Consider the following 23,719-nt stretch of genomic DNA (forward strand, 5'->3'; position numbering starts at 1 on the left):
GAGTTGCTGGAGTACGAGGTCGTCGGGTTGTGCCCGCCGGGCGGCGGGGGGCAGGTCATCGCCGACGGGGTCGTGGACCGGGACGGCACGCTGCCGGTCAACCCCTCCGGGGGGTTGAAGGCCAAGGGTCATCCGGTTGGTGCCACCGGGGTGTCCCAGCATGTGATGGCGGTCCTGCAGCTCACCGGCACCGCCGGGGCGATGCAGATCCCCGGGGCCACCGTCGCCGGGGTGTTCAACATGGGTGGCCTGGCGGTCGCCAACTATGCGAGTGTCCTGGAGCGTGTGCGATGAGTGATCTCACCGGGAAAAGTGACCTGACCCTGAAGGCGGTGTTCGTCGACGCGTTGGACCGGTTCGGTGCGCGTCCCGCCCTGCACTATCAGGGGCGGACCTACGGGTACGGCGAGATCGTGGCCGCGGCGAACCAGCTCGCGCACCGGCTGCGTGCGGCGGGGGNGGGGCCGGGGGNGTCGGTGGCGTTGATGATGTCCAACCGGCCCGAGTACATCGTCGCGGATCAGGCGATCCTGCGGTGTGGCGCGGTCAAGGTGGCGCTCAACGACATGCTGTCGGCCAGCGAGATCGACTACATTCTGCGGGACAGCGAGGCCCGGGTCGTCCTCGCCGATGCGGGGATGCTCCCGGCTGCGCTGCACTCCGCGCCGCCCCTGTTGGAGACGGTCATCGCCGTCGCCGACCCGGACGACTGCCCGGGCGGGGTGGTGGCGTGGCACGACGCGCTGGCCGGGCAGCCGACCACCGTGCCGGAGGTCGACCCGACACCCACCGACCCGGGGTTGATCGTCTATACCGGGGGTACGACCGGTCTGCCCAAAGGGGTGATGCACACCCAGCGGAATCTCGCGCTCAATCTGTTCTCGCACGTGATGGAGATGGGGCTGCTCGACGACGAGGTGCTGCTGTTGATGTCGCCGCTGCCGCACAGCGCGGGTTTCCTGCTGCAGGCCGGGATGCTCAAGGGGGCCCGGCACTTCCTGGAGACCAGGTTCGACCCGGAGCTGGTGCTTGAGCGGATCACCGCCGACCGGGTGACCTTCACGTTCATGGTGCCTACCATGATCTACCGGGTGCTTGACCGGGCGGCGGGCCGCGCGTTGGACCTCAGCTCGCTGCGGACCATCCTGTACGGTGCCGCGCCGATCACCCGGGAGCGGCTGGAGCAGGGCCTGGAGGTGCTCGGCCCGGTGTTCATGCAGCTGTACGGGCAGTCGGAGGCGCCGAACTTCATCACCCGTCTTCGCCGTGAGGATCATCGTCTTGATCCTGACGGGGAGCATCGGCTGGCCAGCTGTGGTCAGCCGGTCGTCATGGCCACGGTCAGGGTGGTCGACGAGGCTGGCCGGGAGCTGCCCCGCGGTCAGGTCGGGGAGATCGTCGCCGCCACGCCGTACACGATGGTGGGGTATCGGGGCCGGCCCGAGCAGACCGCCAAGGCGCTGCGGGACGGGTGGTTGCATACTGGGGATATCGGGCGGATGGATGCCGAGGGGTACGTCTATCTGCTGGACCGCAAGAACGATATGATCATCACCGGTGGGATGAACGTGTACAGCACGGAGGTGGAGAACGCGGCGGCGGCCTGTCCTGGGGTTGGGCAGGTCGCGGTCGTCGGGGTGCCGCATCCGGACTGGGGTGAGGCGGTCGTGGCGTTCGTCGTGCCCGATGATACCGGTGCGTTCGACGAGGCCAAGCTGCTGGCGCACTGTCGGGTCGAGCTTGCCCGGTACAAGCAGCCCAAGGCCGTGCGGGTCGTCGAGGCCCTGCCGACCACCGTGTACGGCAAGCTGGACAAGAAGGCGCTGCGGGCCGGCTGGCCCGGTTGGTGACGCCCAAAGTGTTGCGGCCTGGGCGGCCAGTGCGAAAATCAGCCCGAGGGTGTGTGAGTATCGTCACGAACGCGTGGCAGGGGAGCCGGGCGGGGAGCCCTCGGAAGCGAGGCGAGCTGGATGGACACCAAGGCACGTCCCACGCTGGCCGTGTCCACGAAGTTTCAGGCACCCACCTATGACACCCAGCTGGTCGGCCGGGACCGGCTTCTCGACGTGTTGCGAGATGGCCGGGCCCGGCGGCTGGCTTTGATCCACGCGCCGGCCGGGTTCGGGAAGACCACGCTGGCGGTGCAGTGGCAGCGGGTGCTGCGCGCCGAGGGGGTGCCGGTGGCGTGGCTGAGCCTCGACCGGGACGACAACGACGCGGTGTGGTTCCTCAGCCATCTCATCGAAGCGGTGCGCCGGGTCGAACCGACCCTGGGCGGTGACCTGGTCGAGGTGCTGGAGGGGCATTCCGACGACGCGCAGCGGTATGTGCTCACCGAGCTGGTCAACCAGCTTGCCGAGCATCGGCGGCCATTGGCGATCGTGCTCGACGACTGGCATCTCATCGACGCCCCGCAGGCTGTTGCCGCGTTGGAGTTCCTGCTGGAAGCGGGTCCGGCCAACCTGCATCTGATCGTCACCAGCCGGACCCGGTCGCCGGCCGTGGGCCGGTTGAAGGTGCGTAACCAGGTGACGGAGATCGACGCCACGCAGCTGCGGTTCGACCATCGGGAATCCGCGGCCTTCCTGCTTGAGCTCAACGAGTTGGATCTCGACAGCACGGACGTGCATCGGCTGTGGTCGAGTACCGATGGCTGGGTCGCCGCGTTGCAGCTGGCGACCCTGTCGCTGCGTGACAGCGCCGACCCGTCGGCGTTGATCCGCGGTTTCTCCGGGCGGCATCACTCCCTGGGTGACTATCTCGCCGAGAACGTGTTCGATGCGCTGCCCGCGGATCTGCTCGACTTCCTGCTCACGACTTCCGTCTGTGATCGGCTCTGCGGTGATCTGGCGGCGGCGGTGAGTGGGCAGCGGCGGGGGCAGGCGCTGTTGGAGGAGCTGGAACGGCGGGACTTGTTCCTGCGGCCGCTCGACGACAATCGGGAGTGGTTTCGCTACCACCATCTGTTCGTGGGTTACCTGCGCCGCCGCCTGGAGCGTGATCATGCGGATCGGGTGGTGACCCTGCACCGGACCGCGTCGGCCTGGTTCGCTGATCACGGTCTGCTCGGTGAGGCGGTCACCCATGCCCTGGCCGCCGGTAACGACGCCGGGGCGGTGGACCTGGTGGAGCGGCAGGCCATGCACCTGGTGGAGCACAGCCGGATGGCCGTCCTGCTCAGCCTGGTCAACAAGTTGCCGTCGGCGCTGCTGCCCGGCCGGTCGCGGCTGCAGATCGCGATCGCCTGGGCCAACTGTCTGCTGCAACGGGCGCAGCCCGCGCAGGTCGCGCTCGACCACGTGCGTGCCGCCCTGACACCCGACGACACCAGCGACACCGGTAAGGACATCCTCGGCGAGGCCGATGTCGTCCAGGCCTGCATCGACGTCTATGGTGACCGGATCTACCGCGCCGCTGACCTGATCGCCCCCTACATTGCGAAGAACTCCGGCTACCGGCCGTGGCTGGTCGCAGTGTCGTCCAACATCCGGACCTTCGTCGACATCCACACCTTCGCCTACGACACCGCGCAGGCGCGGCAGCGGTGGGCCAATGCCTTCCACGACACCACCCGCGGGCCTTTCGCCGGCGTGTACGGGCGCTGCTTCGCCGGACTCGCGGCGTTCGCCCAGCTTGACCTGGTGACCGCCGAACGCCTGTACCGGGAAGCCGTGGCCCTCGCCCGCGAAGCCGCCGGGCCGCGCTCGCACGCCGCCCGGCTGGCCGGCGCGCTGCTGGGCCGGCTGTACTACGAGCGGGGCGACATCGACGCCGCCGAGCGGCTGCTGGAGGAGTGCCACGAGCTCGGTGCCGAAAGCGGCGTCGCCGATCTCATGATCGCCACCTACTCCACGCTGGCCCGCATCAAGACCCTGCGCGGTGAGATCGAGGACGTCTGGCACCTGCTCGACGAGGGCAGCGAGGCGGCGAGCCAGCTCGTCCTGCCTCGGTTGTCGGCCGCCGTCGATCACGAACGCCTGCGGCTGCACCTGGCCCGTGGGGACCTCGGGCGCGCCCAGAACGTGCTCGCCCGCCAAAGCGACGACGTCGCCCGCGGCGGCGACGGCATCGCCATGGCCACCCGCCACTACCAGCTCGCGATGCGCGCGCGGGTCATGGCCGCCCAGGCCGACTACGACGGTGCCCTGCGGCTGCTGTCCCAGATGCACCAGGAGAGCAGCTCCGTGGCCTGGCGGTACGCCGAAACGGCCACGCGTATCGACCTCGCGGTGGTGCACTCGCTGACCGGCGACACCGACACCGCGCTGCGCACCCTCGTGCCCGCCGTCGTCGCCGGGGCCCGCTGCGGTCTGGTGCGCACCGTTACCGACGCCGGCCCGGAACTCCTGAAGATCATTGGCGAGCTGCGGGACGCGAGCCGGTGCCGCCGGTGGCCGGTGGAGTTGCCCACCGTGCCCTCCGACTACCTGTCCAAGCTGCTCGCCACGGCCCACGCGGACGCGGAACGGGCGGCGATCCCCATCATCGATCGCCCGGCCGAGCGGAACCCCGCTCCCGAAGAGCCGCTCAACGCCCGCGAGATCGACATCCTCCGTCTGCTGGACCGCGGACTGTCGAACAAGGAAATCGCGCGTAACCTCGGTCTGACCATCAACACCGTCAAGTGGTATCTCAAGAGCATCTACACCAAGCTCGGGGTCGCTNGGCGCGGGGAATCGGTCTCGGAGGCCCGCCGGCGCCGGATCCTGGCCTGAATGCCCTGGTGGCCCTGAACGCCCTGGTAGCGGGTGCCGCTTCCACGACGGGGAGGACAGCGATGCCTGACACCCGGCTCAGCGAGGAGCAGGAAGCCCTGCGCAAGGCCGTGGAGGCGTTCGCCCGCGAGGTGGTCGCCCCCGGGGCGGCGCGGCACGACGAGGAGAAGACGTTCCCGTACGAGGTCGTCGCGCAGATGGCCGACATGGGCCTGTTCGGTCTGCCGTTCCCGGCGGAGTACGGCGGGCAGGGCGCCGACTTCTTCGCCCTCTGCCTGGCCATCGAGGAGCTGGCCCGGGTCGACTCAGCGGTGGCGATCACGCTGGAGGCCGGGGTTGGCCTCGGCGCGATGCCGATCTACCGGTTCGGCACGCCGGCGCAGCGGGAGGAGTGGCTGCCGTCGCTCGCCAGCGGGCGGGCGTTGGCCGCGTTCGGGCTGACCGAACCAGACGCGGGCAGCGACGCTGGCGGCACCCGCACCACCGCCCGGCTCGACGGCGGCGACTGGATTATCAACGGCTCGAAGGCCTTCATCACCAACTCGGGTACCGACATCACCCGGCTCGTCACCGTCACCGCTGTCACGGGGCGGACCCCGGCCGGACACAAGGAGATCTCGTCCGTCCTGGTGCCGGTGCCCNCCCCCGGCTTCACCGCCGGTCCGGCCTATTCGAAGGTCGGCTGGCATGCCTCCGACACCCATCCGCTGACCTTCGACGACGTGCGGGTGCCCGCGGAGAATCTGCTCGGTGCGCGCGGCCGCGGCTTTGCGAACTTCCTGCAGATCCTGGACGAGGGCCGGATCGCGATTTCCGCGCTGGCCGTCGGGCTGGCGCAGGCCTGCGTGGACGAGAGCGTGAAATACGCGAAGCAGCGGGAGGCATTCGGCGCGCCGATCGGCCGCAACCAGGCAATCGCCTTCAAGATTGCCGAGATGGAGGCGCGGACGTACGTGGCCCGTGCCGCCTACTACGACGCGGCCTCCCGGATGCTCGCCGGCCTGCCCGTCAAGAAGGAGGCGGCGATGGCGAAGCTGTTCTCCTCGGAGGCGGCGGTGACGAATGCCCGCGAGGCCACGCAGATCCACGGCGGCTACGGGTTCATGAACGAATACCCGGTCGCCCGGCACTGGCGGGACGCCAAGATCCTGGAGATCGGCGAGGGCACCAGCGAGGTCCAGAAGATGCTGATCGCGCGCGAACTGGGTCTGTAGGTCACGAGGCTCGCGAGAACACCGCCGGCACCCCGCGAAAGATCATCAGCGGGTGGCGGCCGGCCCGGGTGCCGGGCGCCGCGCTCCCGCGGCGAGCAGGGCGGCCAGGCCGAGCCGGTGCAGCAGGTCCGCCAGCTGCGGCCGACTCATCGTCACCGCGCTGTAGGGGGTGGAGTTCAGCAGGCCGAAGGTGGCGTGGACGGCGGCGCGGGCGGTGCCCTCGGCGAGTTCGGGGCTGCGGGCGCGCAGCTGGGCGACCCAGAGCTCGACGTAGCCGCGTTGCAGCCGGCGCACGGTGCGCGCGTCGGCCGGGTTCATACTGGTCAGGTCGCGATCATGAATACGGATCAGTTCGGGTGAGTCGAGAGCGAAGGAGACGTGCCAGCGCACGAGCGCGTCCAGCGTGCCGTCCGGACTGGGCGTGCCGTCCGGACTGGGCGTGCCGTCCGGACTGGGCGCCGCGGCCGCGCGACGGGTGCCCTCGGCGAGCAGGCGTTCACTGATGCCGATCAGCAGTTCGCCGAGGATCGCCTGCTTACTCGGGAAATGCTTGTACAACGCCGGCCCGGAGACGCCCGCGGCCCGGCCAATGTCGTTGATGCTCACCCCGTGGTACCCGCGCTCGGCCATCAACCGGGCCGCGGCGGCGAGGATACGCTCCCGGCGCGATCCTGCTGGCGGCGGTTTTTCGAGGCTGAAGGACACGGTCGGCACATTACCGCCTTCCGGGACAGCCGGTGCCCGCCTGGTTAATACTGGCTAACCCAGGTTTTCAGTCGTCCGGCCCGGTGCGCGCCGGTCCACGCGGGGCCGCGGCCCCGCGCTCCACCGGCGCGAACAGGACGATCAACGGCGCCAGGAAGAGCGCTGGCAGGATCACCCACAGCGGTCGCCCGGCCCACCAGGTCGCGGTCGGTTCGTCGGGCATCGGCAGCCCGACCGCCCGCATCGTGACCATCGCGAGCAGCAGGGCCGTCATGTGCCACAGGAACACGGTCATGATCACGGCGTTGCCCGTGACGACCGCCGTCCACGGCCGGCGCCGGGCCAGCATCCGGTTCAGGGCGGGTGCGGCGAGCAGGATCAGACCGAGCTGGAAGACGGCGAGCACGGCGATCGCAGCGGTCGTCGGGAACATGTTGCCGCGCCTGGCTCCCTCGGTGGCGACCATCGATCGCGGATACTCGTCGAGCGTCGTCACCAGGGCCAGCCCCGCCAGCCCGCAGAGCGCCGTCAGCAGCGCCCGCCGCGGCCCGCGCAGGACGCCGTCCCGCCAGAAATACCCGAGCTGGTGGGCGAAAACCCAGACGAGACCGGTGTTGACATAGCCGAACACCGTGCTGCCGGTGCCGAACCGCGCCAGGTCGACGAGCGCCACGACCGCNCCNAACAGCAGGATGANCCGGCGGCCNAACCGCCGATGGACCGCCGCGGTCACCGGCACGACCAGGATGACCCCCAGGTACGCCGCGAGAAACCACAGCGGCACCAGCACGGCCCGTCCATAGCGCAGCAGACCCGGGTAGTCGGGGACCGCGAGCAGCAGGACGGCGTCGACCGCCGCCCAGACGACGGCGAACACCGCCATCGGGGGCAACAGGCGGCGCAGCCGCCCCCGCAGGAAGCGCCGTGCCCGCGGGCCCCAGGGACGCGCGGGATCATCGCGCGGGGACCCCGTGGCGCGACCGGCCGCGTCCCAGGCCGCCAGGTGGGCGAAGCCACCGATGACGAAGAACACCGGCATCACCTGGAGCAGCCAGGTCGCGAGCCAGGCGAACGGTATCCGCGCGATCGGATTGGGCATCACGAGGACGCCCCCGCGAAAGTGGTCGATGGACAGGGCCCAGTGCCACAGCACCACGACACAGACGCTCGCCAGGCGCAGGAAGTCGACGTCGCGCGCCCGGGACGGCGGGGTGGAGTCGACGAGCCGGCCCACGGACCGCTCCACGGACCGGCCCATGGAGCGGCCCATGGAGCGCAGCCCGCCCCACGGTGACCACACACCGCCAGGCTGCCAGACGCGGCGCCCCGGCGATTGCCGGGACGGACCCGGCACCTGAAACTGCCGTGAAACCGCGATGAACCCGGCGGGCCGCACGCTCATCCCATGGCAGCAGACCTTCTCGGGCAGCCGGACCAGCGGTCTAGGAGGTCGCCCGCGGGGGTGCCGGCGTCCCCGTCCCCGGCGGTGACGCGGTCCGCGGCGGACGGGGGAGAGTCCGCCGCGGGCGGTTCGATTCCGAGCCAGCCGTCTGGTGCCCGGCCGGTCCTCCCTCACCCCGAGCAAGATAATCAACGGTGTTGACGCCCACTCGGCTATCATGATCAACAAAAGATCGGTGGGTCCGGCGGGCCCGGTGGGCCGGTAACCCATGGCCCCAGCCCGCTGGAGATGATCCGCGGCCATCATCCATGATCGGCTGGGCGGCCAATCAACACGGGAATTTCACCGTCCGTTTTTTTTATATTTCGCCGCCGGTATTCCGGAACGATATTTTTCTGCGGGGAGGTGCCGTGGAGACCCGCATGGAGTTCCGCTATCTCGTCTCGTTCCTCGCAATCGCCGAGGAACTGCACTTCGGGCGGGCGGCGGCCCGGCTGCACCTGGCCCAGCCGTCGCTGAGTCAGCAGCTCCAGCGCCTCGAACGGGAGGTCGGTGTCGAACTGGTCAGCCGGACCTCCCACGAGGTGCGGCTCACCGCGGCCGGCCGCGCGTTCGAGGTCGAGGCCCGGCGGGTCCTCGACACCGCGCGCCGGGCCGTGTCGGCGGCCCGGGAGGCGGCCTCGGGCCGCGTGGGCGTGCTGACCATCGGCTTCAACTTCCCCGCCGGGCAGCGGGTGCTCCAGCCGACCCTCGTCCGGTTGGGCGCCGACTACCCTGGCATCTCCACGGTTCTCTGGGAGGCCCGCAGCGGACCGACGCTCGCCGCCCTGCACGACCGCAAGGTGGACGTGGCGCTCGTGTTCGGCGGGGCGCCGGCCGTCGGGCTGCAGTCGCGACGGATTCTCNCCCTGCCGCTGGTCGCCATCGTCGGCCACCACCATCCGTGGGCCGACCGCCAGCAGGCGTCGTTCCGGGAGCTCGCGCGTCAACGGTGTGTGTTGTTCCGGCGGGAACAGAGCCCCGCCATGCACGACGCGATCCTCGCCGCGGCCGGCCGGGCGGGCATCAGCCTGACGGTCGCCGACGAGGTCGACGACTCGGGTGCCACGGGGATCATCGTCACGACGAAGTCGGTCGTGGGATTCGCCTCGTCCGTCCGCAGTGGTTTCGTGCCCGGCAAGGGCCTGGCGGCCGTGCGGCTCGTCGAGCCGGTGCCCACCGTCGGGGTGCAGGTGGTCTGGCACCCCGACCCGCCGCCCGTCGTCGAGGCGTTCCTGCGCAGCTTGGACAACGCGGGTCCCTTCGGGGAGGACGCCGTCCCCGCGCCTGCCGCGCCGCAGGTGCCGGTCCTCGCCCACGACGGGCAGCCGGCTTCCGGTGGTTGAGCCCGCACCCCCCGGCACCTTCGGGCCCCCGCCGCCGGACCGACCCGATGTTCTTCGTCACGGGCCGTTCGGCGACGGCGGCGCGTGTAGATGACGATTGGCTGGGGCAATCGTCCGTTCGAAAGTTCCGTATTGCCGGCGACGGCGCCACCCAGCAGCATCGCGGATGACAGCGGAAATCCTCGCGCACCCCGGCGCCGAATGTTCCACATGTTCCCAACGGAATGTTCCCAACGGAACACCAAGAGCGGAACATCAAGATGAACGGATGAACGTATGCGGTTGACCGTCCTGGGCTGCCGGTCGGGAATGCCGACCGGCGGTCAGTGCAGCTCCAGCTACCTCGTCTGCACCGCGGAGACGAAGATGCTGCTGGACTGCGGCCCCGGCGCCGCGACGGCGCTGAGCGCGCTGGGGCATCCCGCGGTGCTCGACGGTATTGTGATCAGTCATCTGCATTCCGATCACTGCTATGATCTCCTGCCGGTGGGGAAGGCATTGCTGGCCAGCCGGACCCGGTATCCCATGCGATTCCCGACGCTGCCGGCACGCGACATTCCGACGCGCAGCGAACCGATTCCGCTTTACCTTCCACGGGGCGGCCTGGACACCTTCCGGACATTGGCCGGACTATTTCCGGTCGCGACGATCCCGTTGCTGGACAAGGCGTTCGAGGTCGCCTTCGACGTCCGCGAGTACGACCCGGGGGAGACCTTCAAGATCGGCGACTGCCTGGTCAGCCTGCACGGGCTGCGCCACGCGGTACCGAACTGCGGGATCCGCATCGAGACGGCGGACGCCAGCCTCGCCTACACCGGCGACACCGGAGTGACCGACGCCCTCGTCGACCTCGCCCGCGGCGTCGATCTCTTTCTCGCCGAGGCCACCCTCGAGCTGACCGACGACAGCGACCACGGCCACCTCAGCGCCCTCGACGCGGCCGAGGCGGCCCGGCTCGCCGGGGTGGGTCAGCTCGTGCTCACCCACTTCGTCACCGACGACCCCGAGTGGCTGGCCGCGCGGCGCGCCGAGGCCGAGCGGGTGTTCGACGGGCCGGTGCACCTGGCCGCCCCGGCCCGCAAGTTCGACGTCGCATGACCTCCGCCGACGTCCTGCCCCCCTTGGGGGGCACCCTGTTCCCGGGCTGCGACCTGTTCCCGGGACGCGATCACCCCTCGGGTGACGCAATCGCTCCGACGCGTGAAAGGCGACTGGTGTGACAGCCGTTTCCCGGCACGACGATGCTGCTGGACATGAACGGGACGCAGGACAAGAACGGGACGCAGGACAGGAACGCCCGGGCCGCCGTCCGCGGCGGCACCGGGCCCGGCTGGTCGTCACGGCGTTGTCCGCCGCGGTCGGCCTGCTCGCCGTGGCGGCCTGCGGCTCGGACGGCGACACCGCCTCCGGTACCCCGGCCGCGACACCGCAAGGTGACACCCCGGCGACCATCACCTTCCTGTCCTACAACTACGGCACCCCGGGTCTCGGTGGTACGGGAACCCAGGCACTGCTCGACGCCTTCGCCAAGGCGCACCCGAAGATCACGGTCAAGCCGCAGGGCGTCGCGGTGAAGGACGTCCTCACCCGGCTGCGTACCGACACCGCCGCCGGTGATCCGCCCGACGTCGCCCAGATCGGCTGGAGCAAGATGGCCGAGGCGGTCGACGCCCTGCCGATCNCCCCGGTCCAGAAGGTCGCCGGCAGCGAGTGGGAGTCGGCCACCGCCGGCATCTCGAAGAGCATCCTGTCGGCCGTCTCCACCAACGGCGTCGTCGCGGCGATGCCGTTCACGATGTCGATCCCGGTCATGTACTACAACGCCGACCTGTTCCGCGCCGCCGGCCTGGACCCGCAACACCCGCCGACGACCCTCGCCGACGTCAAGGCCGCCGCTTTGAAGATCAAGGCGACCGGTAAGCAGGGCGTCTACATCAGCGTCGTCGACAGCGGGAAGTCGGACTACCTGACCCAGTCGGTCGTCAACTCCAACGGCGGCTCGCTGGTGGACAAGAACGGCGGCGTCACCCTCGACAAGCAGCCGGCCGTCGAGGCGCTGGCCACGATCGCCGACCTGACCGCCTCGGGTGCCCAGCCCGGGGTCAAGGCCGAAGCGGCCCTGGCCGCGTTCACCAAGGGTGACCTCGGCATGTTCGTCACCAGCACGGCGCTGCTCGCCAGCGCCCAGAAGGCGGCGGCGGGCAAGTTCGAGCTGCGCACCGCGGGTCTGCCGTCCTTCGGCACCAAACCCGCCCGCCCGACCTACTCCGGCGCCGGGCTCGCGGTGCTGGCCAAGGACCCGGCCAAGCAGCGCGCCGCCTGGGAGTTCATCAAGTTCCTCACCTCCGACGAGGGCTTCGAGATCATCACCTCGAAGATCGGTTACCTGCCGCNGCGGCAGAGCGTGGCGACGAAGCTCGCCGGCACCCCGATCGTGAAGCTGCTGGAACCGGCCCTCGACCAGCTCGACACCGTCACCCCCTACACCTCGTTCCGCGGGGCGAAGGCCAACCAGGCCGTCGTCGTGCTGCAGGACGAGGCCGTCGAACCGATCGTCCTGCGCGGGGCCGATCCCCAGGCGACCCTGAGCAAGGCCGCCGAGAAGATCCGCGCACTCTCCTCCTGATGATCGGCACCCGGCCCCGCGCGGCACGCCCGCGCGGGGTCCTCCCGGCCACGGTGGCACGCCGCGCCGTGCCGTGGCTCTACCAGACGCCGGTGCTGGTGTCGCTGGCGGTCTTCGTCTACGGGCCGCTGCTCTTCGAGGCGTACCTGAGCCTGACGAACTGGGACCTGATCAAACCCGACCGGGACTTCGTGGGGCTTGCCAACTTCCGCGGCCTGTTCGAGGGCGAAGAGTTCCCCCGGGCGCTGAGCCGCACCGGCCTCTACGTCCTGGTGATGTTGCCCTTCGCGACGGTCGTCCCGATGGCGCTGGCGATCATGTTGTGGAAGCGGCCCGGTCGGACCAGCGACATCTACCGGGCCCTGCTGTTCCTGCCGGTGATGCTCGCCCCTGTCGCGAACGCGCTGTCCTGGCGGTTCGTCCTCGACCCGCTCGGCGGGATCGTCAACGTCGTCACCGGCGGGCTGGGCCTGGGCGAGCGGGACTGGCTCGGTGATCCCTCGACCGCCCTCGCCGCCATCTCGCTCGTCACCGCGGCCCGGTTCGTCGCGCTCAACATGCTGCTCTACGGCGCGGCCCTGGCCGCGATCGACCGGCGCTGCCTCGACGCCGCCCGCGTCGACGGCGCCACCGAATGGGAGATCACCCGCCGTCTCGTGGTCCCCCAACTGCGTGGCACCACGATCCTGCTGTCGTTCCTGTGCGCGGTGTTCGCCGGGCAGTGGACGTTCACCAACATCGCCGTGCTCNCCCAGGGCGGCCCCGACAACACCACCGACAACGTCTACTACCGCCTGTACACCTACGCGTTCACCTACTTCGACGCCGGGACGGGCGCGGCGGCGGCGCTGACGATCGTGGTGGTCCTGTGCGCCCTGTTCGGCCTGTCGACGCTGGCCCGCCGCGTCGCCGGCACGTTCGGCGCCCCGGGCCGGGACCGGCCGACCACCCGGCTCGCGGCCGCCCTCGCCGCCCCGCTGACCGCGCTGACCAGGAGGCGCCGTGCCGCGCTCTGATGTCCAGGCCACCCGCGCCGCCGGCCGGCACGTGGTACTCGCCGTGGCGGTCGTCGCGATGCTCTTCCCGATGCTGTGGGCGCTGACCACCTCGTTCAAGCCGCCCGCGGACATCTACGGCGCCAACCCGCTGCCCATCCCGGCCAGCCTGAGCAACTACCGCAACGCCATCGACGGGTTCCCCATCGGCCGACTGCTGCTGAACACCTTCGTCATGGCGACGGGCGTGACCATCCTGCACCTCGTCGCCGGGGTACTCGCCGCCTGGTCGTTCGTCCGTTTCTCCCACGCCGGGCAGCGGCTCGTCTCCGCGCTGGTGGTCATCGCCCTCGTCGTCCCGCCGCAGGCCCTGATGATCCCACAGTTCCTGCTGGTCTCCCGGCTGGGCTGGCGCAACACCTTCGCCGGGCTGATCGTGCCGCAGCTGGCCACCTGCTCGCTGGCGGTGCTGCTGCTGCGCGAGCACATCCGCGGCATCCCGCCGACCCTGCTCGGCGCCGCGACCCTCGATGGCGCCAGCCACGCCGAGACGCTGCGCCACATCGTCCTGCCGCTGCTGCGCCCCGCGCTCGCGGCGGTGGCCGTCGTCGTGTTCATCACGACGTGGAACGAGTATCTCTGGCCCACCCTCGTCGCGCCCCACCGGGACACGACGACCATCCAGCCGGGCCTGCAGATGTTCGAGACCCAGGAGGGCCCGGAGTACGGCCCGTTGCTCGCCGGGGCCATGCTTGCCTCGATCCCGGTGACCATCGTCTATCTCTTCGCCTCCCGCCGCATCACCGACGCTTTCCTCCAAGCTGGCCTGAGATGAGCACCGGATGACCGACACCACCGTGACCAGCCGACCGATCCTCGGCGAGGCCCCACCGCCGGAGCTCCCCGCCCCCAGCGGGGGGGTGCACTTCCGTGGGATCATGCGCCGGTACGGCGGCACCGGGCGGCCCGCGCTCGACGTCGCCGACCTGCATCTGCCGCACCGGTCCTTCACGGTGATCGTCGGGCCGTCGGGATGCGGGAAGTCGACCGCGCTGCGGGTCATCACCGGGCTGGAGACCCCCGACGAAGGCCGGTTGACGATCAACGGGGTGGACGTCACGGCGACGCCACCGGGCGCGCGCGGGGTCTCGATGGTCTTCCAGGACTTCGCGCTCTACCCACATCTCACCGTCGAGCAGAACATCGCCTTCAGCCTGCGGCTCGAGGCGAAGCACAACCGCGGCCGCCTCGGACTTCTGCGCCGGGGGGCGGGCGGGGCGGGCCCGAGCCATGGCGAGATCTCCCGCCGGGTCACCGAGGCCTGCGTCCTGCTGGGGCTCGCCGACCTGCGACACCGCCGACCTGGGCAGCTCTCCGGTGGTGAGCGCCAGCGTGTCGGCCTCGCCCGCGCGATCGTGCGCCGCCCGAGTGTGCTCCTGCTCGACGAGCCCCTCTCCGCGCTCGACGCCCAGCTACGCCAGCAGGCCCGGGCCGAACTCGTGCGCCTGCACCGTGAGCTGGGCAACACCGTCGTTCTCGTCACCCACGATCAGCTCGAGGCGCTGTCCATGGGCACCCATCTGGTGGTCATGAACGGCGGACGGGTGGCGCAGGCCGGCACGCCCGAGCAGGTCTACCGCCGGCCGGCCGACGTCTTCGTCGCCGCGTTCGTCGGCAGTCCGGCGATGAACCTGCACCTGGTCGAGGTGACGAACGGCGGTGGGGCGCTCGCGGCACCGGGGCTGTCCGCGCGGCTGGCCGGACCGCTGACGCTGCCCCGGGCCTGGCTCGGCTGGCGGCCGGGGGACGGCGTCATCGAGGCCGGGCCCGATCGGGCCGCGGCAGCGGGCGGCCTGGCCGGTGCGGGCCTGGTCATGGAGGGGCTGGTCGACGTGGTCGAGTTCACCGGGGACGTGGTCGTCGTCCACTGCGTGAGCGGGGCCGCCGCGGCGGGGGAGACCGGCGAGTGGGACGCCGGCCCGGACGAGGTCGGCCCGGCCCGGTGGGCGGTGACCGTCCCGGCCCAGGCCGGCGTCCCGGCCGTCGGCACCCCGCTACGGGTCCGGGTCCCCGCGCGCCGACTGCACCTGTTCGACCCGGTCAGTGGGCAGCGCGTCGACGAGATCGATGACGACGCCGACGACCTCGCCGACGAGCCGACATGACCGAACCGCTGCCCGCGGGACGTCCCGCCCCCGTGGGGGAGACCGCGCCCCCAGGGGAGGCCGCGCCCCGGGCCGCCGGCGTGGTGCCGTGGGCGATCTGGTGCGATTTCGGCGGAGTGCTGACGTCGTCGATCGCTGTGGCGTTCCGTGACCTGGTCGCCGCCGTGGGCGTACCCGCCCACGAGCTGCGCCGGGCGNTCGACCAGGTGGCGGCGACGTGGGGCCTGCGCACGTTGGGCCCCCTCGAACGGGGCGTGGTCAGCCAGCACGACTGGGGGATCCTCGTCACGGACGCCCTCGGGCCAGCCCACCCGCCGCGCATTGACCTGTCCCGGTTCGGGGACCATTGGTATGCCGGTCGTACCCTGGAGTCGGTGATGGTCGACGGGCTGCTGCGCGCCCGCGCCGCCGGCCTGCGGGTGGGACTGCTGACCAACAGCGTGGCCGAGTGGGAGCCGCTGCGCCGCGCGCTGCTGCCCGACTGGTCGGTCTTCGAGTCAATCATCAACTCCCATGAGATCGGGATCGGCAAGCCCGACCCGGCCATCTACGACCTCGCCGAACGCACGTTCGGCCAGCCCGGCCCGGGCTGCGTCCTCATCGACGACGCCGCCGCGAACTGTGAGGCAGCGCGCCGGCGCGGCTGGACGGCGATCCATCACCGCAGCGTCGCGGACACGCTGGCCGAGCTGGCCGCGGTGACCGGGGTTCCCGAGCTGGCCGGCTAGACCGGGCCGGTACCGGGCGGGGGTGCGGTGACCAGGGTTTCCGAGCTGGCCGGCTAGACCGGGCCGGTGACCCGCTGGCGGGTGCGGCCCGGGTCGGGTCGGACGTCCACCACGAATGGTCCGAAGGGCCCCCGGGTAGGCAACCTCTGGCGGTCGCGAGGATGCTCGCCGGCGGCGACGATGATGTTCGGAGCCATCGGACGTCGGCGTTCATCTGTCCACACCGCCGGCGTCACCCGTCCGACCGTCCGACCGTCCGACCGTCCGACGCGGTGCGACGAGCGTCGACCGCCGTGTCCCGACCCGCCAGACCTGCCACGCGACCCCCTGGAGGGGCCATGACCATCCAGTACGTGCGGGATGCGACGCCCTCCNCCGGGGCGGACGACCATCACGCGGCCGGAGGGATGTTGNCCCCGACGANCCCGCCGNCCCCCGCCTCAACCCCGGCCCAGCCCCGGCTGCGCGCCCTGTACCTGTCCGAGCTGGAGACGTTCGAGACCTACGAGACGCACAGCGCCACGCTGCACCTGGCCGCCGATCGCGTGTACAAGCGCAAGAAGCCGGTGAACCTGGGCTTCCTCGACTTCACCGACCGCCGCACCCGGGAGTCGGTCTGCCGGTCGGAGGTCGCGCTCAACCGCCGGCTGGCCCCCGACGTCTACCTGGGTGTCGCCGATCTCCTCGACGACACCGGTGAGGTGATCGACCACCTGGTCGTGATGCGGCGGATGCCGGCGAGCCGGCGGCTGTCCACCCTCGTGCGCCGGCGCAGCCGGGTCGGCCCGGCACTGCGCACGGTCGCCCGGGCGCTGGCGGTGTTCCACCAGCGGTGCGAGACCTCACCGGAGATCGCGGTGGCGGGGCAGCGGGCGACCCTGGAGGGGCTGTGGCGGGAGGGCCTGGAAGGCATCTCCCCCTACCGCGGCACCCTACTGGACGCGGCGGTGGTCGACGAGATCGGCGAACTGGCGCTGCGCTACCTGGCCGGCCGGGAGACCCTGCTCGGCGATCGGGTGCGCGCCGGGTGGATCCGCGACGGGCACGGNGACCTGCTCGCCGACGACATCTACTGCCTCGGCGACGGACCCCGTATCCTCGACTGCATCGAGTTCGACCCGCGGCTGCGCTTCGGTGACGTCCTCGGCGACGTCGCGTTCCTGGCGATGGATCTGGAACGCCTCGGCGCGCCGGAGGAGGCCGCCGAGTTCCTCGACGCCTACCGGGAGTTCAGCGGCGAGGTGCACCCGCGGTCGTTGCAGCATCTCTACGTCGCCTACCGGGCGTTCGTCCGGGCGAAGGTGACCTGTATCCGGGGCGGGCAGGGTGATCCCGACGCGGCCGAGGAGGCCCGCCGGCTGCTGGCCGTCGCCCACCGTCATCTGCGGGCTGGCCGGGTCCAGCTCGTCGTGGTCGGCGGGCTGCCCGGGACGGGCAAGACGACCCTGGCCGGCCGGCTGGCCGGGGTCGGTGACGGCTGGGTGCTGCTGCGCTCCGACGTGATCCGCCAGGAGCTGACCGGGATGCCCCTGCGTGAGGGCGGGCCGGCCGCGGACACCACCGCCGGCGGGTATGCCAGTGCCCTGCGCAACGCCAGCGGCACCGCCACGAGAACCGGGGCCCGCCGCGACGCCGGTACCGGCGCGGCCGCGACCTCCGACCCCGCGACCTCCGACCCCGCGGACGGCGACCCCGCGACCTCCGACCCGCGGTTCGGCACCGGGCGCTACGCCCCCGAGATCACCGACGCGACGTACGCCGAGATGCTGCGCCGCGCCGAGGCGGCTCTCGCCCGCGGGGAACGGGTGGTGCTGGACGCATCCTGGTCGAGCGCGCGTCACCGCCGGGCCGCCGCCGAGCTCGCCGCAAGCGTCTGCGCCGACCTGGTGGAGCTGCACTGCGTGACGGCACCGGAGGTGGCGGCCGCCCGGATCGGGCGCCGCGCCGCCGCGGGCACCGACCCGTCGGAGGCGACGATGGCCATCCACCGGGCGATGGCGGCCCGTGCCGACCCCTGGCCGTCGGCGACGGTGGTACGCACCGCCGTCCCGGTCGCCGAGGCCCTGCAGACGGTCCTCGCCCACCTCGACTGACGTCGCTCGGCGGGTCCGGCGCGACCATCCCCGCGCGGTGCCGTCGCGTCTCCGGGCGCCGTCACTTCTCGATGCGGGTGGCGTACACGGCGGCCTGGGTGCGGCTGGACAGCTCCAGCTTCTCCAGGATGGCCGAGACGTAGTTCTTCACCGTCTTCTCGGACAGGTGGATCCGCCCGGCGATCTGCCGGTTGGTCAGCCCCTCCGCGATGAGGACGAGGATCTGGCGTTCCCGCTCGCCGAGGGTGGCAAGCTTGCGGTCCTCGGCCGGGCCCTCCCGCAACCGGGTGAGGACCCGCTGGGTGACGGCCGGGTCGAGCAGGGAACGGCCCGCGGCGATTGTCCGGATGGCGCCGACCAGGTCCGTGCCCCTGATCTGCTTGAGCAGGTAGCCGGCGGCCCCGGCCATGATGGCGGCGAACAGGGCGTCATCGTCGTCGTAGGAGGTGAGGATCAGGCAGCCGATCTCGGGGTGCGCCGAGCGCAGATCCCGGCAGACGTCGATACCGTTGCCGTCCTCGAGGCGGGCGTCGAGCACGGCCACGTCCGGCCTCGTCGCCGGGATCCGGCGCAGTGCCTCCGCCGCGGTGGACGCCTCTCCGACAACCTCGATGTCACCGTTCTCGGAGAGCATCTCGCGGATGCCACGCCGGACGANCTCATGATCGTCCAGGAGGAAGACCCGTACGGTGCTCACGGTGCCGACGATACTCACGGTGCCGACGATACCGTCCATGGTCGTCGCCCGGACCGGTTCGGCATGGTGCCGGGAGGGTGCGCGGGTGCGGGCGGGCCCGTTGCGGGCCCGTTCGAGCCGTCCGGCGCACCCGGGTGAACCCGCCCGCGTGAGCGCACCGCCCCCGGCCCGGGGCCCGCAGCGGCTGGCGGCCGCACAACCGGTGAGAGCCGGCGGTTACCCGAGATGGCTACCCGAGGCGGGCGACGCCGCCGTAGACACTGACCTCGGCATCGGTCGGCCCCTCGCCCTCGGCGGCGGGCTCCTCCGGCCGCCACCGATGGACCATCTCCACCCCGGGATCGATGAGCTCCAGGTCGGCGAAGAACCGTTCCACTTCGGCCCGGGTGCGCTGCTGCCCGGGGATGCCCCGGGAGCGGTACGTGATGAAGAGCTGCTCCATGCCGGGGTTGACGTCGGCGGTGGCGTGGGTGAGCGCCAGATAACTGCCCGACGGCAGGGCCGCCAGCAGCCGGCCGAGGATGCCGTAGGGGTCATCCGCGTCGGGGATGAAATGGAAGATCGCGATCATGGACAGGGCGACCGGCTGAGTCAGGTCGAGGGTGTCGCGCAGTTCCGGGGCGGCCAGAATGCGCTCCGGGTCGCGCAGATCCGCGTCGAGGTAGGCGGTGCGGCCCTCGGGAGTGCTGGCGAGCAGGGCCCGGGCGTGGGCGAGCACGATCGGGTCGTTGTCGGTGTAGACGATCCGGGCGTCGGGGGCGATGCCCTGGGCGATCTCGTGCAGGTTCGGGGACGTGGGGATGCCGGTGCACTAACTTCGCGAGGTACACCGAAAGATGTGACCTAGATCACTTCCTTAAGTGCAACGACTCGGCATGGCTGGGGTCTAGGGCTGCGGCTGGTTCTTGGCGGCTGCCGGTCGGTACTGCGTGATCCATGTCTCGACGTCGGCGGGTTGCCAGAGACGGACCGTACCTTGATCGATATGCGGTGCGGGGAAGTCTGGGCGGTGGGAAAGCTGGCGGGCACGCTCGGCCGTGATGCCGAGGCGTCGTCCAATATCGCCCGTCGTCCACAGGTCGTTCTCGCCCATGGGCTACAGCCTATTGCGGCACCCCAAGCATCTCGCTAATCTTGGGGTGCCCCAATAGGCGGCCCTGGCGGTGAGCTCCTACCCTCTCCGCCAGGGCCTTGATCTCGCACCCTCCTGGAAGGGAACGTGACCTATGCCCATGATCTCAGATGGTGAGTCTCGGCTGCCGGACAGCATGCGTTCGGATCTTAGTGTGGTGCTGATGGCGCATCCGGCGGAACCTCCGGCAGTCGAGATGCCGCCGGTCATACCGGGTTTCCAGGTCCGTCGGCCGGTACTCGTGTTTCCGGGCGGCATGCGGGTCTGTGTCGACGCTATGAGCACGGATCGTGAGGCGGCTACCTGGTGGGCCGATCTGGCGGTACAGGCTACGTATGCGTCCATCTGGCACGGCAACCGATCGGAAGACGAGCGAGAGATCACAAAGAGCGAGTAACGCAAGACCCGCGACCGTGCGGCGGCCGGTGACCTCGCCTGGGGTTGCCGGCCGTTCGCCGTTTCCGGCCTTCAACAACCTATACAAAGTTTGCGATGATGTAGGTACAGCAACGAAAGCGGCCCGACCGGTGCGGGAACACCGATCCGGGCCTGAGTCCCACAACCTGCCAGACCAGGAGCGGAACCTATGTTTACTATGCCAGATGATCCGGTGCGGCAGAGCGCCTACCTCGTTGATCAGTTGATTGTCAGGGTGCGTGAGGCGCTGGCATTGGTGGCGGCTGAGCTGGACGACGGTCCGCTTGCCGGTCCGCCCGGGAACCTCGTACCTCGCGCCGCGGCGTCGGCGCTGCGTGACCTGTCCGCGATGATCGGCGTCGTGACGAGTACGAACAGCCTCGCGGTCCTTGATGCGGTGTGGTTCGGTCTGCTTGAGGCGTCGGACGGCGTGTCGGCTTGCCTCGCATCCGGCGAGGATGCGTGATGCCGGGGCTGGCGCGGGCGTTGAACTTCGTTCGTCAGGACGTCAGCGTGACCGAGCGGGATGATCAGCGAGCGGTGTTCGCTGCGGCATGCTCGGCACGGGCCTGGCAGGCCGGTGGGACGGTCTACCAGACCGCTGACAGGCTGCATGAGTGGGCGGCGGTCGTCCGGCTCGTCCACTCCGGCGCCTACGACCTGGTGGTCGTCGACACGATCGACCGGTTGGCCACCACTGAAGCGGGGCGGATGGCGGTACTGGGCATGCTGCGCCGCACGGGGATCCGCGTCCTTGCAGTACGTGACGGCGTGGATACGGGCGATCCGGTGGGCTGCGCTCTCGTCGACTCGCTGTTCACCCAAGAAATGATCAGGATCGGGTCGGGTGGCTGCAACGCCACCCGACCCGGTTTTTGATCTTTCACGGACCCCGGGCTGAGCTGATCTCCTCCGTCGGTCGGGCGGCTGCGCCCTACGTCGGGTTCTTCCGGCCGGGCAAGGGCGCCGACGGCCCGTACCGTGCTGGGTGCGGCGCGTCCCTTGCCCGGCTGGGAGGTTCCGGCGTAGCCCCTTGGGGGTCCGGGCGGCGGAGGCGATCAGCGGACGTACGCGGCCCCTCCCCCTCCTCCAGAGTGAGGGCCGGGGTTTGGGGCGGAGCCCCAACAACCAGCAACGGCACCGTCCTCGCGGACGTCGCGCGGCTCCTGGAGCACCGGCGCGGACCAGCGGCACTCTCACCGCCGATCGTCACGGACCCTCTGGCGGGGGGTCTGACGCTCCGACGCGCCGACGGGCCGACGCGCCCACGGGGCGACGCTCCGGCCGGGGTGCCGACCGGAGGGAGGCGGGACCCCGGCCGGGTGCGGCGATCCCGTAGGCGCGGCACGCACGGCGACGCGCGGCGCGTGCGACAGGTCACACGCGGCGGCCGAAGGCCGCCCTTGAGAAGGAAGAGAACATTGGCGACGATCTTTGTATGGTCTGTTTGTGCAGGTCGGTGGGTTGCGCTGTAGGTGCACGTACCCTGATTACGGGCACGTTCGGGGAGGGGTGCGGAGTGGTGGACGATCCGGGCGCTCGTCTTCGGGCTCTCCGGCTGCGGCGTGGCTTCTCTCAAGAGGGGTTGGCCGACGAGGCTGGGTTGAGCGTGTCGACGGTGCGGAAGATCGAGCAGGGTGGAAGCGCGCGGATCGAGACGCTGCGCACGTTGGCCCGTGCGCTGGATACGGAGACGTCGTCGCTGTTCGGGGCACGTTCACCTGGGCCAGTGACTGNTGCAACGGAAGACGAGAAGCTGAATCTGCTGCNGCTACGCCAGGTTCTCACGCCTGCTGTCGGCCTCGTCGGCGTTTCGCGGTCACCGGTAGGTGGATCGGCGCAGGAGTCGCAGTCTCGGCTTCGAGATGCGCTGTCAAACGCGATCAGGGTCTACCAGTCCGACGACTTCGGCGCTGTGGCTGCGATGCTGCCGGTGATGATCGAGGAAAGTCACGGGCTTGTCGATGGTGCGGAGAATGAGGGTGATCGTCGGGAGGCGGCGCGGCTGCGGGCGGAGATTTTCCAGGTCGCGGGCTGGTTTCTGACTCAGGTACGTCAATACGATCTTGCCTATGCGGCGATTCGTGACGCGATGCGGGATGCTCTCGATTCCGGGGATCGGCTGACGGCTGCGGCGGGTGCTATCTCACAGTCCTGGCTGTTTGTGCGTCAGGGGCGGTTCGATGACGCGGAGCGGCTTGCTCGCGAGACGGCGTCGCGGGTGGAGCCGCGCCTGTCGGTGGCGAGTGATGCGGAGCTGTCGGCGTGGGGNTGGTTGTTGCTGCGTGGTTCGGCGGCGGCGGTGCGGAACAATCGAGTCGATGCGTCGGATGACTTTTTGTCGCTTGCCGAGGTTGCCGCGTCCAGGATCACCGGGTCGGGGATTACTGGCCGGCACCATCAGTATTTCACGACGTTCAATCCGAATGTCGTGCGGATGAAGCGGGCTGAGGCGCTGATCATCGCTGATGATCCGCGTGGGGTGCTGCGCATAGCGGAGGATGTCCGCGACGGCGCAGGGAAGCGGCGGCGGTCGGACAACTACAGCCGTCATCTACTCGATGTGGCCGCTGCGCATGCAGCGCTTCGTGACTTCGGGGATGCGGTCGGTGTGCTGACGCTGCTGCTTCGTACCGCGCCGGAATGGCTGCGACACCAGCGCAAGGGTAAGGACGTCCTGAGTACGGTTCTGCTTTCCCGGAAGCGAAGGCTGAGTTCGGAGCTACGCGAGCTTGCCGACTTCATGCAGGTCCAGTAGATCGTCCAACTACCACGGGGCGTGGTAGTTGGACGTGGCGTGTCAGGTGAACTACTGCGTTACGCGACTCGTTCCGATTGCCGGTTGGCGTTAGGTTCTTCGCATGGCCTCCGGGGCTGGTTGAGATAGGGAATCGGTTCTCTGTTTCCCGGCCTCGGGGTGCCTTTTCATCACTCCTACTGTCCGGAGAACCTATGACCTGGCGATCCTGTGTCATCGGCAAATGGGGACTGCCCGTCTATGAAGACAGCGACCACCGTGTCGCGATCACGTCGGAGGGAGGTTCTGGCCGTGGGCCGGTGGGAGGACGAGCATTTTGCCCGGTTGGAATGTGAGGTGCCGGTGCGGGGGCGGGATCGTCTGGCCTGGTGGCGGACGACGCGGGCCGGCCTGGGGGCGGTGGAGGTGGCCGCGGTGCCGGTCGGGACGCTCGGGCTGCTCGACACCCCGGGGATAGCGGTGCGCCATGGCCGGGTGCCGGCGGGGGCGGCGTTGCTGTTCGCCCGGGCCGAATGGGCGCTGTTCCTGGCCGGGGNGGGTCGGGGNGAGTTCGGGTTCGCCCGGTTAGCGGCGTTGCCGGTTCCCTCGGTGGCTGCCGGTGCGGGGGCCGGTGATGGGTGAGCGTGCCCGCGTCGGGGATGGGACGGGGTCGGGTTGGTCGGAGGCGTGGTCACAGATCCTGGCCGG

Annotated in this window: 19 protein-coding genes and 2 pseudogenes; 16 read left to right on the forward strand and 5 right to left on the reverse strand. The window is 70.4% G+C overall.

Annotation, left to right across the window (positions count from 1 at the left end):
• The 4 genes and pseudogenes from CED_RS18700 to CED_RS18715 form a co-directional block, all read left to right on the forward strand.
• Positions 1-294, forward strand: a pseudogene (locus CED_RS18700) (thiolase domain-containing protein); the annotation flags it as partial.
• Positions 291-1,850, forward strand: a complete 1,560-nt coding sequence (locus tag CED_RS18705; protein WP_035733004.1) for a class I adenylate-forming enzyme family protein — start codon at positions 291-293, stop codon at positions 1,848-1,850. The pseudogene CED_RS18700 and the gene CED_RS18705, both read left to right, overlap by 4 nt.
• A 120-nt stretch (positions 1,851-1,970) precedes the next feature.
• Entirely contained in the window at positions 1,971-4,715 is a 2,745-nt protein-coding gene (locus CED_RS18710; protein WP_035912823.1) for a LuxR C-terminal-related transcriptional regulator, read from the forward strand.
• Positions 4,716-4,777: 62 nt separating this feature from the next.
• Entirely contained in the window at positions 4,778-5,929 is a 1,152-nt protein-coding gene (locus tag CED_RS18715; protein ID WP_035912829.1) for an acyl-CoA dehydrogenase family protein, read from the forward strand.
• Positions 5,930-5,974: 45 nt separating this feature from the next.
• Here CED_RS18715 and CED_RS18720 read toward each other — a convergent pair whose 3' ends face one another.
• Together CED_RS18720 and CED_RS18725 are read right to left on the reverse strand one after the other, a co-directional pair.
• A complete protein-coding gene (locus tag CED_RS18720; protein ID WP_011436662.1) occupies positions 5,975-6,643 on the reverse strand; it encodes a TetR/AcrR family transcriptional regulator in 669 nt (222 codons plus the stop codon).
• Positions 6,644-6,701: 58 nt separating this feature from the next.
• The gene (locus CED_RS18725; protein WP_152569796.1) at positions 6,702-7,904 is read right to left on the reverse strand and encodes an acyltransferase family protein; all 1,203 of its coding nucleotides are present in this window, start codon (positions 7,902-7,904) and stop codon (positions 6,702-6,704) included.
• Positions 7,905-8,458: 554 nt separating this feature from the next.
• On the opposite strand from CED_RS18725, the gene CED_RS18730 reads away from it, so the two are divergent.
• The 8 genes from CED_RS18730 to CED_RS18765 all read left to right on the forward strand — a co-directional run bounded on the left by CED_RS18730 (position 8,459) and on the right by CED_RS18765 (position 18,028).
• The gene (locus tag CED_RS18730) at positions 8,459-9,421 is read left to right on the forward strand and encodes a LysR family transcriptional regulator (RefSeq protein WP_035912832.1); all 963 of its coding nucleotides are present in this window, start codon (positions 8,459-8,461) and stop codon (positions 9,419-9,421) included.
• Between the two features lie 276 nt (positions 9,422-9,697).
• Positions 9,698-10,519, forward strand: coding sequence for an MBL fold metallo-hydrolase (locus tag CED_RS18735; protein ID WP_011436665.1), 822 nt, complete (start codon positions 9,698-9,700; stop codon positions 10,517-10,519).
• Between the two features lie 118 nt (positions 10,520-10,637).
• Positions 10,638-12,047 (forward strand): ABC transporter substrate-binding protein, encoded by a 1,410-nt coding sequence (locus CED_RS18740; RefSeq protein ID WP_084680860.1) that lies wholly within the window; start codon positions 10,638-10,640, stop codon positions 12,045-12,047.
• Positions 12,047-13,063: a carbohydrate ABC transporter permease gene (locus CED_RS18745; protein WP_235187147.1), complete on the forward strand. Its 1,017-nt coding sequence runs from the start codon at positions 12,047-12,049 to the stop codon at positions 13,061-13,063. The genes CED_RS18740 and CED_RS18745 overlap by 1 nt, the downstream gene beginning before the upstream one ends.
• Entirely contained in the window at positions 13,050-13,877 is an 828-nt protein-coding gene (locus tag CED_RS18750; RefSeq protein WP_011436668.1) for a carbohydrate ABC transporter permease, read from the forward strand. Before CED_RS18745 ends, CED_RS18750 begins: the two co-directional genes overlap by 14 nt.
• Before the next feature lie 7 nt (positions 13,878-13,884).
• A complete protein-coding gene (locus CED_RS18755) occupies positions 13,885-15,207 on the forward strand; it encodes an ABC transporter ATP-binding protein (protein WP_023841319.1) in 1,323 nt (440 codons plus the stop codon).
• Complete coding sequence (locus CED_RS18760; protein ID WP_235187148.1) at positions 15,204-15,935, forward strand: HAD-IA family hydrolase; 732 nt, start codon at positions 15,204-15,206, stop codon at positions 15,933-15,935. Before CED_RS18755 ends, CED_RS18760 begins: the two co-directional genes overlap by 4 nt.
• A gap of 338 nt (positions 15,936-16,273) precedes the next feature.
• Positions 16,274-18,028 carry an AAA family ATPase gene (locus CED_RS18765; protein ID WP_035912825.1) on the forward strand — a complete coding sequence of 585 codons (1,755 nt, stop codon included), beginning with the start codon at positions 16,274-16,276 and terminating at the stop codon, positions 18,026-18,028.
• A gap of 61 nt (positions 18,029-18,089) precedes the next feature.
• Here the strand turns inward: CED_RS18765 and CED_RS18770 are convergent, their stop codons facing one another.
• The 3 genes and pseudogenes from CED_RS18770 to CED_RS18780 form a co-directional block, all read right to left on the reverse strand.
• Positions 18,090-18,725 (reverse strand): response regulator transcription factor, encoded by a 636-nt coding sequence (locus CED_RS18770; RefSeq protein WP_035912838.1) that lies wholly within the window; start codon positions 18,723-18,725, stop codon positions 18,090-18,092.
• A gap of 229 nt (positions 18,726-18,954) precedes the next feature.
• Positions 18,955-19,533 (reverse strand): annotated as a pseudogene (locus tag CED_RS18775) (SAM-dependent methyltransferase); the annotation flags it as partial.
• Between the two features lie 78 nt (positions 19,534-19,611).
• Positions 19,612-19,818 carry a hypothetical protein gene (locus CED_RS18780; protein WP_023841978.1) on the reverse strand — a complete coding sequence of 69 codons (207 nt, stop codon included), beginning with the start codon at positions 19,816-19,818 and terminating at the stop codon, positions 19,612-19,614.
• 625 nt (positions 19,819-20,443) lie between these two features.
• Here CED_RS18780 and CED_RS18790 point away from each other — a divergent pair.
• The 4 genes from CED_RS18790 (at position 20,444) to CED_RS18805 (ending at position 23,653) form a co-directional block, all read left to right on the forward strand.
• A complete protein-coding gene (locus CED_RS18790) occupies positions 20,444-20,740 on the forward strand; it encodes a hypothetical protein (RefSeq protein WP_133057024.1) in 297 nt (98 codons plus the stop codon).
• The gene (locus CED_RS18795) at positions 20,740-21,153 is read left to right on the forward strand and encodes a hypothetical protein (protein ID WP_051868919.1); all 414 of its coding nucleotides are present in this window, start codon (positions 20,740-20,742) and stop codon (positions 21,151-21,153) included. The genes CED_RS18790 and CED_RS18795 overlap by 1 nt, the downstream gene beginning before the upstream one ends.
• 640 nt (positions 21,154-21,793) lie before the next feature.
• A complete protein-coding gene (locus tag CED_RS18800; RefSeq protein ID WP_035912828.1) occupies positions 21,794-23,032 on the forward strand; it encodes a helix-turn-helix domain-containing protein in 1,239 nt (412 codons plus the stop codon).
• Between the two features lie 291 nt (positions 23,033-23,323).
• The gene (locus CED_RS18805) at positions 23,324-23,653 is read left to right on the forward strand and encodes a DUF397 domain-containing protein (protein WP_051868920.1); all 330 of its coding nucleotides are present in this window, start codon (positions 23,324-23,326) and stop codon (positions 23,651-23,653) included.
• Positions 23,654-23,719: the final 66 nt, after the last annotated feature.

The organism is Frankia sp. CeD (assembly GCF_000732115.1).
Taxonomy (GTDB): domain Bacteria; phylum Actinomycetota; class Actinomycetes; order Frankiales; family Frankiaceae; genus Frankia; species Frankia casuarinae.